This window comes from Pigmentiphaga humi, from assembly GCF_900606115.1.
GTDB classification, from domain to species: Bacteria; Pseudomonadota; Gammaproteobacteria; order Burkholderiales; family Burkholderiaceae_B; genus Pigmentiphaga; species Pigmentiphaga humi.
This window is the reverse complement of record NZ_UWPJ01000030.1, coordinates 15,952-30,060: the sequence shown is the minus strand read 5'-3', so window position 1 is coordinate 30,060 and position 14,109 is coordinate 15,952. Positions and strand designations below refer to the sequence as shown.

The window sequence follows — 14,109 nt, the reverse complement described above, 5'->3', positions numbered from 1 at the left end:
TATTCTCGCGGCATGGACAAAGAATTCGAGCAAGCCGCCCAGCCCGTCTCCGCCTGGAGCCGCCTGGCGGAGAAAATCGCGGCGCAGCATTGGCCGGCGCCGGCGCTGTACGTCGTGGCCACGCCCATCGGCAACCTGGGCGACCTGAGCCTGCGCGCGCAGGCGTGCCTGCAGCGGGTCGACGTGATCGCCGCCGAAGACACCCGCATGACCCGTCCGCTGCTGGACGCCTGGGGCGTGGCCACGCCCTTGATGGCGGCGCACCGCCACAACGAGGCCCAGGCCGCCCAGGCCATCGTCGCCCGGCTGGCCGGCGGCGAGCGGGTGGCGCTGGTGTCCGATGCCGGCGCGCCCGGGGTCAGCGACCCGGGGGCGCGCATCGTGCGCGCGGTGCGCGAGGCGGGGTATCCGGTGGTGCCGATGCCCGGGGCCAGCGCGGTCATCGCGGCGCTGATGGCCAGCGGAGCGACCTCGGACGAGAATCCCGCCTTCGCGTTTGCGGGATTCCCGCCTTCCAAGGCGGCTGCCCGCCAGCGCTGGCTCGCCCAGTGGTGCGCCTTGCCCGCGCCCGTGGTCATGTACGAAGCGCCGCACCGGGTGGCGGCGACCTTGGCGGACCTGGCGGCCGTCTGCGGCGGGCGCCGCCAGGTGACCGTGGCGCGCGAGCTGACCAAGCGCTTCGAGGAAATCGCCGTTTTGCCGCTGGAGGAGGCGCAGGCGTGGCTCACGGCGAATCCGCAGCGCGTGCAGGGGGAGTTCGTGCTGATCGTGGAGGCGCCGCCCCAGAGCGGGGTCGAACCGGGCGATGCCGGCGCCGACGAGGTGCTGCGGGCCCTGCTGGAGGTGTTGAGCGTGCGCGACAGCGCCAAGGTGGCTGCGCGGATTACCGGGGCGGCGCGGGACGCCTTGTATGCGCGGGCGCTGGCGCTCAAGCAAGGCGAAGAGGAGTAGGCGATCGTATGCATGGGGCTGAGCGGGCAGGCGAAAGCGCCAGCATGCGCCCGTTCGTCCGCCGCTTGACCGCTGCTGGGACCTTGCTGTCCTCGTGAATGCGCCGCTCCAGGTTTGGCGGCGGCGCCTTTATGCGCAAACAGAGCGCTAGATGTCGGCCGTCTCCGCGTCATAAGTAAACAGCCACTCGTAGCGTTCCTTCACGCGCTCTTCCTGCCATTCGCGGTTGACGTAGGCTTGTGCGCCGTCGGCATACGCGAGCGCCGGGTTGTGAAAGCGCCTGGTGTTGTCGTTCGAGCCGGTGACGACGCGGGCGGTGCGTTCCTTGCGCGCTTCCTCGTAGCGCATCAGCGCTTCGACCGGATTGGATTCATACCGTTTCAAGGCTCGCGCCAGGATGAGGCCGTCTTCGATGGCCATGCCGGCACCTTGGGCCAGGAAGGGCAGGGTGGCGTGGCAGGCGTCGCCCAGCAGCGTGGCGCGGCCGGCGCTCCAGCGCGACATGGGATCGCGCACCATCAATGCCCATTTGTAGGGAGTATCGATGGCTTTTGCGAGCGTCTGTATGTCTTCGTGCCAACCCTTGAAATCGTTCAGCAGATCTTCCGTGCTGCCGCGTTCCGTCCACGATTCCACCAGCCAGTCGCTGCGCTCGACCACGCCGACGAAATTGATTTGCCTGTACCCATGCAACGGGTAGTGCACGACGTGCGCGCCCGGGCCGACCCAGTTCACGCCATGAGGCTCGCGCAGTTGCGCGGGCAGCCTGGAGGCGTCGATCACGCCGCGCCAGGCGAGCAGGCCCGAGAAGCGCGGGCTGTCGGCGCCGAATAGCAGGCTGCGCATCTGCGAGTGCATGCCGTCGGCTCCCACCAGGATGTCGCCCTCGAAGCTGCGGCCGTCGGCGGTCTCGACCAGTACGCCGTCAGTATTTTGTTCGTAGTGGGTGAACTTCGCGCCGAGCACCAGGGCGGCCGGATCGATCCGGCGGATGCCCTCTGCAATGGCGGCGTGCAGGTCGGCGCGGTGCACCGTCAGGTAGGGATAGCCGTACAGCTCGCGCGAAACGTCGCCCAGATTGAATATGGGCCAGGTCTGGCCCGTGTTCCACAGGCGCACGACCTTCTGCGAAGGTTCGCACGATAGCCGCATCAGGTCCTGCTCGAGACCCAGCGCGAACAGCGCATGTACGGCATTGGGGCCAAGCTGGATGCCGGCGCCCACTTCCTTGAGTTCGGCGGCCTGTTCCAGAACGCGTACTCGATAGCCTTGGTTCAGCAGCGCGAGGGCGGCGGTCAGGCCGCCGATTCCGCCGCCAACGATGATGATGCGCATGATGGGTCCTCAGAAAAACGCCCCCGCGAGGAGGCGGAGCCGGCCTGTCCGCCGGCCGCGTGCCGAGGTGAACTATACGGGCCGAAAGGGGGGAAGCGGGCCCGCGCATAGTGCATGCGGTGCACATCGAAGCTGAAGGAGCATCAATTGTGGAACGCCGTCGGCGGTCCTACCATCGCGCTGTACCTTCAACCAGCGAATTGCCAAAAAATGACTACAACGACGAGACAACGGTGGCTCCGAATCGCCGCAATGGGCTGTGCCTTTTTCGGTCCCCTCGGGAATGCCGCCTATGCGGCTTTTCCTGAAAGGCCGATAACCATGGTTGTTCCTCAGGCGGCAGGCACGGAAGTCGATTGGCTGGCGCGGGAATATGCCACGCATATGTCCGCGGCGTGGCGGGTCCCCGTCGTCGTCGAGAACCGGACAGGCGCCGGCGGCGACATCGGAGTGGGACAGGCGGCCAGAGCAGCGGCCGATGGCTACACCTTGCTGTTCACCGGCGGCAGCATCGTCCTCAACGCCGTCATCGGCAAGACCTCGTACGATCCGGTGCGCAGTTTCACGCCGGTGTTCTTCGGCGGGCCGAGTTATTTCACCGTCGCGGTGAGCGACAAGCTCGGCGTCCGCACGGTCCAAGACCTGGTCAAGCTGGCGAAGGACAAACCCGGGAGCCTGAACTACGGGTCTCCCGGCAACGGTTCCGTACAGAACCTGGCCATGGAGCTGTTCAAGCGCGAGGCCGGCATCGACATCGTGCACGTTCCGTACAAGACGGCCGCCGCAGCGGTGGCCGATCTCGCGGGCGGCACCATCGACGCCATCATCGTCTCGGGCGCGCAGGTGCTCAGTCTGGAAGAGCAGGGACGGATCAAGGTGCTGATGACCATAAGCCCGGAACGCGATCCGCGGCTGCCCGACGTTCCTACGGCGGCGGAATCCGACTTCCGGAATCTGAAGGTCGTGGGATGGAGCGGCGTCCTCGCGCCGGCCGGTACTTCACCCGAGGTCGTCAAGAAAATCAACGCGGCGTTCAACGCGGCGCGGGAGAAACCGTCGATGCGCGAAGCCGTGATGAAGCGCTTCGGCAGCCTGGACAAGGTGGAGGTGCAGGGGACGACGAAGGAGCTCGGCGACCTCATCGCCTCGGATCTGAAGATGTGGGGGGCCTTGTTTCCCGCTTCGCACGCGAAAGACCGAGTTTCGAATCAAGAGTAAAGAAAGGCCTTCCTATATGACTACGATTGCGCAAAACGAGCTGTTGACCCGTACCGGTCCGGGAACATCGATGGGGGCGCTGTTCCGGCGCTACTGGATACCCGTGATGATGTCCAGCGAAGTGGCCGGGCCCGACTGCGATCCCGTTCGCGTCAAGCTCTTGTCGGAAGAGCTCATCTGCTTTCGCGACACCGCTGGAACCGTGGCGCTGCTCGACCGGTACTGTCCGCATCGGCGCGTATCCCTGTGGTTCGGCAGGAACGAGGGGCACGGTTTGCGCTGTTCGTATCACGGGTGGAAATTCGATGCCGAGGGGCAGTGCGTGGACATTCCTTCGCACGAGGGCGACGATGCCTTGCGCAAGGACATCAGGATCAAGTCCTATCCGTGCATCGAGCGCGGCGGTGTGGTGTGGACCTATATGGGCCCCCCCGAACACCGGCCCCCTCCGCCGGAGTTCGAATGGACGACCGTTCCGGGTTCGCACCGCTACGTGGACCGCCGCCTTGGCGAATGCAACTACCTGCAGGCGCTGGAAGGGGGAATCGACTCCAGCCACGTCTCGTCGCTGCATGGCGGGGAACTGCGCAAAGGCGGCACGCTCGATAGCGATCCGGGCACGGGTTCGCGCGAGCGGCTTTCCTTCCTGAACGAGAAAAAAATCCATTTCGAGGTGACGCCTTCCGCCTCCGGCCTGCAGATCGGCGCCAGCCGCCGCGCGGGCGACGGCACGAACTACTGGCGGATTACGCAGTGGATCATGCCCTGGTACACGATGATTCCGCCGCGCACTACCGACAGTCCCTTGCATGGCCATGCCTGGGTGCCGATCGACGACGAGAACTGCTTCGTGTGGAACGTGACCTACCACCCGAGCCGTCCCCTGACCGAGACGGAACTGGAAGAAATGCACAACGGCGAGGGGATATACGCGGAACTGATTCCGGGTTCGTTCAGGACTGCGGCGAACAAGGACAACGACTATCTCATGGATCGGGAGGCCCAGCGCGAAGGCCGCTATTACAGCGGCATCAAGGGGATCGCCATGCAGGACGCCTCGGTGCAGGAAAGCATGGGCCCGATCGTCGACCGCTCGCTGGAGCGCCTGACCACCACGGACATCGCCATCGTACAGACCCGGCGGCGGCTGATGGAGGCGGCCAGAAGAGCCGAGCGGGGGGAAGAACTTCCCGCATTGGACCCGTCGACCTACCGCGTGCGCTCGGCCACGCTCTTCCTGCCCGAAGGCGTGCGGCTGGCCGATGCCGAGGCGACGCTGCAGGAGGCGACGCGTACCGAGTCTCCCTACGGCGAACGTTCGTTCGCATAGGGCCCGGCCATGACACAGAAGGTAAGGGCAGCGGTATCGGTGGAGGGGTTCCAGGTCGAAGTCCGGGAATTCGAGGTTCCCGAGATCACCCCCGGAGCCGGCCTGCTGAAGGTGGAGGTGTCCGGGGTGTGCGGCTCCGATTGGCCGAATTTTCAGAAGTTTCCGAAAACGCGCGGTCCGCTGATCCAGGGGCACGAAACGGTGGGCTTCATCGAGGCGATAGGCGGCGACGCGGCGCTTCGCTGGGGACTGCGCGAGGGCGACCGCGTCGCGCTGGAAGAGTACCTGCCGTGCGGCTACTGCAATTACTGCCGGACGAGCCAGTTCAGGCTGTGCGATGCGACCGATACGGTGATCGGCAGCGGCATCCGCTATGGGTCGACCCCGGTGTCGATAGCGCCGTCGCTGTGGGGCGGGTATGCGGAGAAAGAGTACCTGCACCCGAACTCGGTCTTCCACAAGGTTCCTGCGTCGATGCCGGCGACGCTGGCAAGCCTGGCTTTGCCCCTGGGGAACGGTTTCCAGTGGACATGCTTCGATGGCGCGGCCGCAGTGGGCGAGGCGGTCGTGGTCCAGGGGCCGGGGCAGCAGGGGCTCGCCTGCGTCGTCGCGGCCAGGGAGGCCGGGGCCGGATGCATCATCGTGACCGGGCTCGAAGCCGACAAAGACAGGCTGATGCTGGCAAAGGCGCTCGGCGCCCATCATGCGATCGACGTCGGGCAAACCGATCCGCTGGAAGCCGTGGCCGACATCACCGGCGGCATGATGGCCGATCTGGTTCTCGATTGCTCGTCGGGAGGCGCCGCGACAACGGCGCTGGCGCTGAGGATGGTGCACAAGACAGGCCGGGTGATGGTGTGCGGAGCGAAGGGAAAACCCATTCCCGAGTTCGACATCGATCTCGTATTCCGCAAGAACCTCACGATCAAGGGGCTGCGCGGGCACAGCTATCAGGCGGTGGAGCTGGCTCTGGCCGTGCTGGGCTCCGGAAGGTACCCGCTCGACCGATTGTGCACCCATGTGTTCGGGCTCGATGACGTGGGCGAGGCTTTGCTGACGGTCGGTGCCGTCGATGGGCGCAGGGGGATTCATTGCTGCGTCGATCCATGGAAGTAGGCGGATTTCCGTCTCTGTCGGACGGCGGCGCCGGCATGGCCGTCAAAAGGATTCCGGTCATCGTGCTCACCGGCTTCCTGGGAAGCGGCAAGACGACCTTGCTTCGCGCGCTGCTCGAGTCGGGCAGCGTGGCCGACACCGCCGTCCTCGTCAACGAGTACGGCGCGGTGGGGCTCGACCACACGTTGATGTGGCGTGCCGGCGAGGTCGTTCAGGTCGTCGAGAACGGCTGCATTTGCTGCAGCGTCAGCGATGACTTGATCGCCATGCTGGTGGAGCTCTTCGAACTGAGGCTGTATAGGAAAGTCCCCAAATTCCAGCGCGTCGTCATCGAAACGACGGGATTGGCCGACCCCCGCTCCATCATGCAGGCACTGCGCGCCCATCCGCTCGTCAATGAACGGTTTCGGCTGGCGGCCGTCCTGTGCACGGTCGATGCGACGGCGTCTGCGGCCTCGGTATTGCGCGCGCCGGAAGGCACGCCGCAGATCGCAGCGGCCGATCGGATACTGCTGACCAAGACGGATCTGGTTGACCGGGATTGCATCGATGCCTGGAGCGCGGCCTTGTCCCGCGCGAATCCCGCGGCGGAGTTGTCCTGCATCCGGGCCGATGCATTTCCGGCCGGCCTGGCAGGCTTCTTCGAAGAAATCCCCGGAGCAAGCCTCGGGCAGCGATGCCGGGAGAACGCCGTGGCCTGGTCGCTGCCGCGCAGTCTGGCACGTTCTGCGCGCCATTCGGAGGTATGCACCGCCACAATACACTTGCCGCAGTCTGTCGACGAGATGGCGCTGTACCAGGCTCTGGACGAATTGACGGCGCGATTCGAAGACCGCCTGCTGAGGCTCAAGGGAATCGTGCGGTTATCGGGAAAGCCGCAACCCAGCGTCGTGCAAGCCGTCCGTTCCCAGATATTTCCTCTGGAATCCATAGCGGATTTCGATGGACCTGGTTTCCTCGTCGTCATTCTGCGGGGAAACGTCGACGATGCCGAATGGGCGACGGCGCTGCTCACTCGTTGTTGTAGTGGGCTGCGATAAGGCCCCGCAGCCACCTGTTGCCCGGGTCCTGGTGGAAGCGCTCATGCCAGTACAGCTTGACATCGTAGCGCGGCAGTTCGAGCGGCAGGTCGAATGTGCGCAGGTTCCAGGACGGATGGAGCGATTCCGCCAACCGGGACGGTACGGTGGCAATCAAGTCGGAGTTGGCGACCAAGTGGGGCAGGGCCAGGAAATGAAGAACCTTGATGGCTATCTGGCCACGCAATGGCGCATGCTTGAGCGTGCGCTCCAGAATTTCCCCGCGTTGGTCTCCCGCAGGCGCAGCAATTGCGTGCGAAGCGTCGAGATACTGCTCCAGGCTCAGCGCGTCCCGGATAACCGGGTGTTCGTTTCTCACGAGACAGACGTACTTCGACGTCTTGACTCGCAGTTGCCGCATGGCATTGCGTATCTGCGGGAAGAAACCAAGAGCCAGATCGACTTCGCCGCTCTCGAGGCCCTCGTGCAGCAGGTGCAAGGGAGGAGCACAGGTTTCGATCCGTACCCCTGGCGCCTCTGCGGTAACCCGTTCGTGCAGACGCGGCAGGAGCAGATGCTCGCCTATGTCCGTCATCGCCAGGCGGAACGTCCGGTGCTCGCGATGAGGCTCGAAGGCGACCTGATCGAAAATGGCGCTTACCGCCTCCAGCGCGGTCGTCGTTTGCTTGGCGAGCCGGTCCGATAGCGGCGTCGGTTCGAGTCCACGCGGGATGCGCACGAACAAGGGGTCGTTGAAGACGCTGCGCAGACGGGCGAGCGCGTGGCTCGCCGCGGACGGGCTGATTCCCACGGCTCGTCCAGCAGCGGAAAGATTGCGGGTGCGATAGATCGCCTCGAACAGTAGAAGCAAGTTGAAATCCACCCCGCGAATCATCTGTCGTCCGTGCAAGCCTTCTCCAAGCAAAGTTGAGTCTGTTGGCTGGAGTGTAGTGTCAAACCGGTCAGGACTGGCCTAAACCGGCGAACCGCCGGCCCGGTCAGCGCAGGACGATGACCGGCGTGATCTCGACCTGGGCCTGCAAGCGCTGCGCGGCCGCCTGCGCGCTCTCCCGCGTGGGGTAGGGCCCTACGTGGACGCGGTAGAGGCTGTCGGCGCTGACCACGCGCAGCGGCTCGCCGGCTCCGCCCAGCCTGGCGCGTACCCGGGCGGCGAGGTCCTCGGCGTTGCGCTGGCCGCTGAAGGCGCCCAGTTGCAGGTAGATGCCAGGCGATGCCGGCGCCGAGACCGGCCGCGCGGCGCCGGCCGGGACGGCGACGGGGGCCGGGGCATTCATGGCCGCAGCGTCGAAGGCCGGCGCGCTCGCCAGCGGCGGCAGTTCGCGCATGTCGCTGGGCGGCTCCTGGGCCGCCACGGGCAGGGCCACGACTTCGGCCGCGCCGGGGTCGGCGATGGGCTGCGCCACCGCGGCCGCCGAGGCCAGCTGGGTCGGGGCGGCGCGTTCGGCGCGGATGCGGGCGATTTCCGCGGGGACCAGCAGTTCCACGGTGACTTCGCCGCTTCCCTGCGCGAGCAGCCCGAGCTTGTGCGCGGCGGTGTAGGAAAGATCGATGACGCGGTCGTCGTGGAACGGTCCGCGGTCGTTGATGCGCACGATCACCGCTTTGCCGGTGGTGGTGCGCGTGACCCGGGCGTAGCTGGGGATGGGCAGGGTGGTGTGGGCCGCCGTCATCGCGTACATGTCGTACAGCTCGCCGTTCGAAGTGCGGGCGCCATGGAATTTGCGGCCGTACCAGGATGCGACGCCGCGCACCCGGTAGGGCTGCATGGACGTGTCGGGCACGTAGCGTTTGCCGAAAATGACGTAGGGCTTGTTGGCGCCGCTGGCCAGGGGCTCGACCGCGGGCAGCGGGTCGGGCACCTGGTCGAGGTTGGCGGGCGGCGAGGCGGGCGGGCCGTCGTCTTTGTAGTAGCCGCCGCCTCTGCTTCCCGACGAGGATTTGGGGGCGCTGCCGCATGCGGCCAGGACGACCGTGGCGCATACGGCGGTCCAGAGCAGGAGACGGGAACTCCCCGGGGATTGGCGTCTGGCTGCGGCGGGGGCGCCAAGGCGGGGAAGCCGGTCGGTCTGCGTCATCGGTCTAGGATCCTGAATGCCGGGGTCTGCTCTGGGGCGGGATGTCGCCCGGATCATATAGGTCGAATTGTTTTTGCGCACGATGGCGCACCAGTACCTGCCCCCGGCCCGCGAACATGGCGGCCAGTTGTTCGACCACGTAGACCGATCGGTGCGTCCCGCCGGTACAGCCGATCGCCACGGTAAGGTAGCTGCGGGTGTCGTGGAGGTACTCGGGCAGCCAGGTGCGGATGAAGGACGAGATGTCTTCGATCATGCGTCCCACGTTGGGAATGGCCGCCAGGAAGTTGGCCACGGGCGCGTCGCGTCCGGTCAGGGGACGCAGGACGGGGTCGTAGTGGGGGTTGGGGAGGCAGCGCACGTCGAAGACGAGGTCGGCGTCGAGCGGCACTCCCTCCTTGAAGGCGAAGGATTCGAAGGTCAGGACGAGCGGGGTGGAGTCGGCCTGCACCACGTTGCGTATCCACGACCGCAGCTGCGAGGGCGTCAGGCCGGTGGTGTCGATGACGTGGCCCAGCTCGCGCAGCGGCCCGAGCAATTCGCGTTCGTGGGCGATGCAGGCTTCCACGGACGGCGCGACGCCTTCGCGGAAGAGCTTGTCGGTGAGCGGATGGCGCCGGCGCGACTCGGAGTACCGCTGCACCAGGGTGCCGGTATCGGCGTCGAGGAAGACCAGCCGGATCTCGGCGCCCAGCGCCCGCAGCGCGGTAATGGTTTCGGGCAGGCTCTGGATGGCGCCGCTGGAGGAGCGTGCGTCGATGGAAACGCCGACGCGCTGCAGGCCATCGTCGCGGGCAGCGGCGATGAAGTCGTGCAGGAAGCGCACGGGAAGGTTGTCGACGCAGTTGTACCCGGCATCCTCCAGCGTGCGGAGCGCCACGGATTTGCCGGATCCCGATATCCCGGTGAGGAAGACGACGCGTAACACAGTAATTGATTCGCCCAGCAATAGAAGATCGAAACCGCGTGCCTCCCGCGGTTGGAAATGAAAAACTTTCTTACTGGAGGGAGAAGATACCTCAGCTAGTCATTATCGACCATGACAGAACCGATAGGTTCTCTTTTGCCGCCGGGCCGCTTCCAAGGCAAAAAAACGCCCCTCGGGGGGCAGCGCAGCCGCAAAGCTGCAGACATGGGGTTTTTTCTGGGGGGAGTGCGGGCTTCAGGGCGCGATTCGCGAGCTGGCCGCCAGCGTGCGCACCAGCCCGTGCACGGCGTCCATGGAGGGCGTGGGCACGCCCATCAGGTGGCCGATCGCCGATACTGCGCCGCTCAGCGACTCGTGTTCCAGGGGCCGGTCCTGTTCCAGGTCCTGCAGCATGGAGAACCGGATTTTGCCCAGGGGGCGCCCTCGTTCCAGCCGGGCCCGGGGCGTTTCGCCGGTGTCCAGGCCGAGCGCCGCGCCTACGGCGATGGTCTCGTTCATCAAGGCCTGCAGCAAGGCATAGACATCGGGGTCGGCCAGCATGCGGTCGAGCGTGGCCCGCGTCAGTGCGCTGACCGGGTTGAAGGCGGCGTTGCCGATCAGCTTGAGCCAGATATCGTGCCGGATGTCCGCGGTCAGGCTGCAGGCGAAGCCGGCCTGCGCCAGCACCGCCTGCAGGGCCTGTCCGCGCGGCGACAGGCTGCCGTCCGGCTCGCCCAGGTGCAGCTCCCACCGGCCGGTGTGCTGTACGACGCCCGGCGCCGCCAGGTAGGCCGTGGGGTACACCACGCAGCCCAGGATCTGGCGCTCCGGCAAGGCGGCGGCGATACGTCCGCCAGGGTCGAGATTCTCGAGGCGGGTGCCGGCCAGGCGGCCGCCGAAGCCGGAAAAGAACCACCACGGGACACCGTTCATGGCGGGCACCACGACGGTGGACGGTCCGACCAGCGGCGCGAGGGCGGGCAGCGCGGCGGCCAGGCCGCAGGTCTTGACGGTGACGATCACCACGTCTTGCACGCCGAGGTCTTCACTCTGGGCGGCGGCGTGCACGGGGCCGTTCCAGTCGCCCCGGTCGCTCCGAACCGTCAGTCCATCGCGGCAGACGGCCTCGAGATGGGCGCCGCGCGCCACGATCGATACGGGCTGGCCGGCCCGGGCCAGGCGTCCGGCGATCAGTCCGCCGATCGCGCCGGCACCGAATACACAGAGTTTCATGCGCTTCAATCCAGCAGGTCGGGCTGTTCGGCCAAGACCTTGTCCACCAGCGGCTGCAGGCCGAACCACCCGGCCTTGGGCGCCCCCACCTGCTTGCGGGTCATCAGGGCTGTGGCTTCATCGACCTCGACGGGCTGGCCGGCGGCGGTGGCCCGCAGGGTCTGCTCGCACGCGCGCTCCATGCGCAGGAACCAGAATACCGCTTCTTCCACCGTCTGCCCGACGGTAAAGAGGCCGTGATTGCGGCAGATCACGGCCTTGGCCGGCCCCAGGGCGCTGGCGATGGCCTCGCCCTCCGACAGCTCGGCGGCGATGCCGTTGTAGGCCTGCATGACGGCATGGTCCTGGTAGAAAGCACAGGCTTCCTGGGAGATGGGCGGGATCGGCTTGCCCAGCGACGCATAAGTGGTGCCGTATAGCGAATGCGAATGGGCGGCCGCCATGACCTCGGGCCGGGCGCGATGGATGCGCGAGTGGATGGAGAAGGCCGCGGCATTGACCGGATGGCGGCCTTCGACGATGCGGCCTTCGTGGTCCACCAGCACCAGGTCCGATACCTTGACGCGGCTGAAGTGCAGGGCCAGCGGGTTGACCCAGAAGTGGTCGGGCCGAACGGCGTCGCGGCAACTGATGTGGCCGGCGATGCCGGCGTCGAAGCCGTGCATCGAGAAGATGCGCAGGCAGGCCGCCAGCCGCTGTTTGCGGTGCAGGCGCTCTGCCTGCGGGTCGTCGAAGCGGGGCGGCTCCGGTATGGTGAGTCCTTCGGGACGGACTTCGAGCAGCATGCGAGGCTGCTGGTCAGGGGCGTTCATGCTGGACTCCTCATTCGGGTTTGATATTGGCTGTGCGAATGACCTTGGCGAAACGCTCGCCCTCGGACTGAATGATCCGCGACAGCGCCGCCGGGCCATTTTCGGCCGGCCCGATGCCGAGCGCGCGGCCGCCGGCGTCGATGCCCAGGGTTTCGAGCTTGCCTTTCACATCGGGCAGTTCGACGATGCGCGCCACCTCGCGCTGCACTTTGGCGACGATGTCGGGCGGCGTGCCGTTGGGCGTGAACAGCGCGATCCAGCCGGCAAAGTCGTAGCCCGGCACTCCGGATTCGGTCATGGTGGGCACGTCGGGCATCAGCGACCAGCGGTGCGCCGAGGTCACCGCCAGCGCGCGCGCCTTGCCGGCCTTCATCTGCGTGATGACCGGTGCCGGATCGAGGAAGAGCATCTGCACGTCGCCAGTGGTGAGCGCGGTCAGCGCCTGCACGCTGCCCTTGTAGGGAATGTGGGTCACTTCCACGCCGGCCGTCTGCTTGAACATCTCGCCCGCAAGCTGGAACAGGGTCGAAGCCGAACTGTAGTTCAGCGATTCCGTCTTGGCGGAGGCGACCAGTTCCGATACCGTCTTGACCTTCATCGACGGCTGTACCGCCAGTACCAGCGGAAAGCTCCCCATGATGGCCACCGGCTCGAAGTCACGCCCCGCGTCATAGGGCAGGTTCTTGTAAAGCACGGGATTGATCGTCATGGCGCTGCTGGCGCCCACCAGCAGAGTGTGGCCGTCGGCGGTGGCGCGCGCCACCGATTCGGTGGCGATGATGGTGCTGGCGCCGGGCTTGTTGACCACCACCACCGGTTGGCCCCAGGCCTGTTGCAGGTGTTGGGCCACCATGCGGGCCAGGATGTCGGTGCTGCCCCCGGGAGGAAAACCGAGCACGATTTGCACGGGCTTCGAGGGATAGCCGTCTGCCGGCGCGGCCCCCGCCGGCAGGGCCAGACAGGCCATCGCCACCGCAGCGGCGCGCATCAGCGGCAGGTTCGTCTTGCGGATCATTGGTTGCTTTTTCATTTGTCGTCTCCTTTATTGCGTCCCTGCGGCACGATGCCCGCATCGCGCATCACCTTGGTCCATTGCGGGACTTCTATGCGGATGCGCTGGTCGAGTTCGGTCCGTGCGGTGGGCATCATCTCGATGCCCAGGCTGGCGAACTTGTCGTGAGTGCCGCGCCGCTCAAGCACTTCCACTGTGTCGCGGTTGAGTTTGTCCAGCACGGCCTGCGGCGTGCCGGCCGGCGCTACCAGGCCGATCCAGACCGTCAGCTCGTAGCCGGGCACGGTCTCGCCGATGGCGGGCACGTCCGGCATCGCCTCCGAACGATGCTTGCCCGTGGATCCGAGCGCGCGCAGTTTGCCGGCGCGCACGTTGGGCAGCGACGAGGCGCCGCCTTCGAACATCATGTCGACCTGGCCGCCCAGCAGCTCGGTCATGGCCGGCGCGCTCCCTTTGTACGCCACGTGCAGGATGTCGGTGCCGGTCAGCGTCTTGAACATCTCGGCCGCCAGCTGATGCGCGCTGCCCACGCCGATGGAAGCGAAGGTCAGCTTGCCAGGGTGGGATTTGGCCAGCGCGACGAGTTCATTCACATCGCGCGCCGGCACCTTGGGGTTCACCACGAGATAGAAAGGGGTGGTGAACAGGCCGGAGACGGGCGCGAAGTCGCGGATGGGATCGAACGGCAGGTCGTTGCGTACGATGGCATTGAATACCAGGCCGGTCTGGGTGCCGACCAGCAGCGTGTAGCCATCGGCGGGCGAGCGCGCCACGTGTTCATTGGCGATCGCCTGGTTGGCGCCCGGCTTGTTCTCGACCACGACCGGCTGGCCCCACTTGGCCGACAGGTTCTGGGCCATGTAGCGGGCGAAGGTGTCGACCAGCCCGCCTGGAGTGTGGGCCACGATCAGGCGCACGGGGCGTTCGGGGAAGTTGCCAGCGGTTGATTGGGCCGAGGCGCCCCACGGGGCCAGGCACGCCGCGGCGAGCGCGGTAAAGCCTGCCAGTCCCTGAAAGGATCGCCGCAGGCCTGGCGCCGGCGTGAAACGGGATGTTGGTGTTCTCATGGTGTCTCCTTGG

At 66.5% G+C, this 14,109-nt stretch carries 13 protein-coding genes; 5 read left to right on the top strand and 8 right to left on the bottom strand.

All coding sequences use genetic code 11. From position 1 onward, the window contains the following. Positions 1–12 precede the first annotated feature (12 nt). Positions 13–951: a 16S rRNA (cytidine(1402)-2'-O)-methyltransferase gene (gene rsmI / locus PIGHUM_RS19530; protein WP_124081397.1), complete on the top strand. Its 939-nt coding sequence runs from the start codon at positions 13–15 to the stop codon at positions 949–951. Positions 952–1,098: 147 nt separating this feature from the next. On the opposite strand, the gene PIGHUM_RS19525 is transcribed toward rsmI, so the two are convergent. Beyond that, complete coding sequence (locus tag PIGHUM_RS19525; protein ID WP_124081396.1) at positions 1,099–2,286, bottom strand: FAD-dependent monooxygenase; 1,188 nt, start codon at positions 2,284–2,286, stop codon at positions 1,099–1,101. 321 nt (positions 2,287–2,607) lie between these two features. On the opposite strand from PIGHUM_RS19525, the gene PIGHUM_RS19520 reads away from it, so the two are divergent. The 4 genes from PIGHUM_RS19520 to PIGHUM_RS19505 are packed head-to-tail and all read left to right on the top strand — an operon-like array spanning position 2,608 to position 6,990. After that, positions 2,608–3,504, top strand: a complete 897-nt coding sequence (locus tag PIGHUM_RS19520; RefSeq protein ID WP_160142359.1) for a Bug family tripartite tricarboxylate transporter substrate binding protein — start codon at positions 2,608–2,610, stop codon at positions 3,502–3,504. A gap of 16 nt (positions 3,505–3,520) precedes the next feature. Continuing rightward, positions 3,521–4,834: a Rieske 2Fe-2S domain-containing protein gene (locus tag PIGHUM_RS19515; protein WP_124081394.1), complete on the top strand. Its 1,314-nt coding sequence runs from the start codon at positions 3,521–3,523 to the stop codon at positions 4,832–4,834. 9 nt (positions 4,835–4,843) lie between these two features. Beyond that, positions 4,844–5,950, top strand: a complete 1,107-nt coding sequence (locus PIGHUM_RS19510) for a zinc-dependent alcohol dehydrogenase (RefSeq protein WP_124081393.1) — start codon at positions 4,844–4,846, stop codon at positions 5,948–5,950. Positions 5,951–5,985: 35 nt separating this feature from the next. Next, complete coding sequence (locus PIGHUM_RS19505; protein ID WP_160142358.1) at positions 5,986–6,990, top strand: CobW family GTP-binding protein; 1,005 nt, start codon at positions 5,986–5,988, stop codon at positions 6,988–6,990. Here PIGHUM_RS19505 and PIGHUM_RS19500 read toward each other — a convergent pair. The 7 genes from PIGHUM_RS19500 to PIGHUM_RS19470 all read right to left on the bottom strand — a co-directional run bounded on the left by PIGHUM_RS19500 (position 6,962) and on the right by PIGHUM_RS19470 (position 14,096). After that, entirely contained in the window at positions 6,962–7,879 is a 918-nt protein-coding gene (locus tag PIGHUM_RS19500; protein WP_124081391.1) for a LysR family transcriptional regulator, read from the bottom strand. The two genes, PIGHUM_RS19505 and PIGHUM_RS19500, sit on opposite strands and share 29 nt — an antisense overlap. Positions 7,880–7,967: 88 nt before the next feature. Further along, complete coding sequence (locus PIGHUM_RS19495) at positions 7,968–9,065, bottom strand: septal ring lytic transglycosylase RlpA family protein (RefSeq protein WP_124081390.1); 1,098 nt, start codon at positions 9,063–9,065, stop codon at positions 7,968–7,970. 4 nt (positions 9,066–9,069) lie between these two features. Then, positions 9,070–9,993: an RNase adapter RapZ gene (rapZ, locus tag PIGHUM_RS19490; RefSeq protein ID WP_124081389.1), complete on the bottom strand. Its 924-nt coding sequence runs from the start codon at positions 9,991–9,993 to the stop codon at positions 9,070–9,072. 234 nt (positions 9,994–10,227) lie between these two features. Continuing rightward, entirely contained in the window at positions 10,228–11,205 is a 978-nt protein-coding gene (locus tag PIGHUM_RS19485) for a ketopantoate reductase family protein (protein WP_124081388.1), read from the bottom strand. A gap of 5 nt (positions 11,206–11,210) precedes the next feature. Continuing rightward, entirely contained in the window at positions 11,211–12,017 is an 807-nt protein-coding gene (locus tag PIGHUM_RS19480) for a class II aldolase/adducin family protein (RefSeq protein ID WP_124081387.1), read from the bottom strand. A gap of 10 nt (positions 12,018–12,027) precedes the next feature. Then, the gene (locus PIGHUM_RS19475; protein WP_124081386.1) at positions 12,028–13,047 is read right to left on the bottom strand and encodes a Bug family tripartite tricarboxylate transporter substrate binding protein; all 1,020 of its coding nucleotides are present in this window, start codon (positions 13,045–13,047) and stop codon (positions 12,028–12,030) included. After that, positions 13,044–14,096: a Bug family tripartite tricarboxylate transporter substrate binding protein gene (locus PIGHUM_RS19470; RefSeq protein WP_124081385.1), complete on the bottom strand. Its 1,053-nt coding sequence runs from the start codon at positions 14,094–14,096 to the stop codon at positions 13,044–13,046. Before PIGHUM_RS19470 ends, PIGHUM_RS19475 begins: the two co-directional genes overlap by 4 nt. Positions 14,097–14,109 lie beyond the last annotated feature (13 nt).

Coding starts and splice junctions, on each gene's coding strand:
- PIGHUM_RS19515 (WP_124081394.1), top strand. CDS start 3,521: ATGACTACGATTGCGCAAAACGAGCTGTTGACCCGTACCGGTCCGGGA.
- PIGHUM_RS19495 (WP_124081390.1), bottom strand. CDS start 9,065: ATGACGCAGACCGACCGGCTTCCCCGCCTTGGCGCCCCCGCCGCAGCC.
- PIGHUM_RS19470 (WP_124081385.1), bottom strand. CDS start 14,096: ATGAGAACACCAACATCCCGTTTCACGCCGGCGCCAGGCCTGCGGCGA.
- PIGHUM_RS19520 (WP_160142359.1), top strand. CDS start 2,608: ATGGTTGTTCCTCAGGCGGCAGGCACGGAAGTCGATTGGCTGGCGCGG.
- PIGHUM_RS19505 (WP_160142358.1), top strand. CDS start 5,986: ATGGCCGTCAAAAGGATTCCGGTCATCGTGCTCACCGGCTTCCTGGGA.
- rsmI (WP_124081397.1), top strand. CDS start 13: ATGGACAAAGAATTCGAGCAAGCCGCCCAGCCCGTCTCCGCCTGGAGC.
- PIGHUM_RS19510 (WP_124081393.1), top strand. CDS start 4,844: ATGACACAGAAGGTAAGGGCAGCGGTATCGGTGGAGGGGTTCCAGGTC.
- PIGHUM_RS19525 (WP_124081396.1), bottom strand. CDS start 2,286: ATGCGCATCATCATCGTTGGCGGCGGAATCGGCGGCCTGACCGCCGCC.
- PIGHUM_RS19480 (WP_124081387.1), bottom strand. CDS start 12,017: ATGAACGCCCCTGACCAGCAGCCTCGCATGCTGCTCGAAGTCCGTCCC.
- PIGHUM_RS19485 (WP_124081388.1), bottom strand. CDS start 11,205: ATGAAACTCTGTGTATTCGGTGCCGGCGCGATCGGCGGACTGATCGCC.
- PIGHUM_RS19475 (WP_124081386.1), bottom strand. CDS start 13,047: ATGAAAAAGCAACCAATGATCCGCAAGACGAACCTGCCGCTGATGCGC.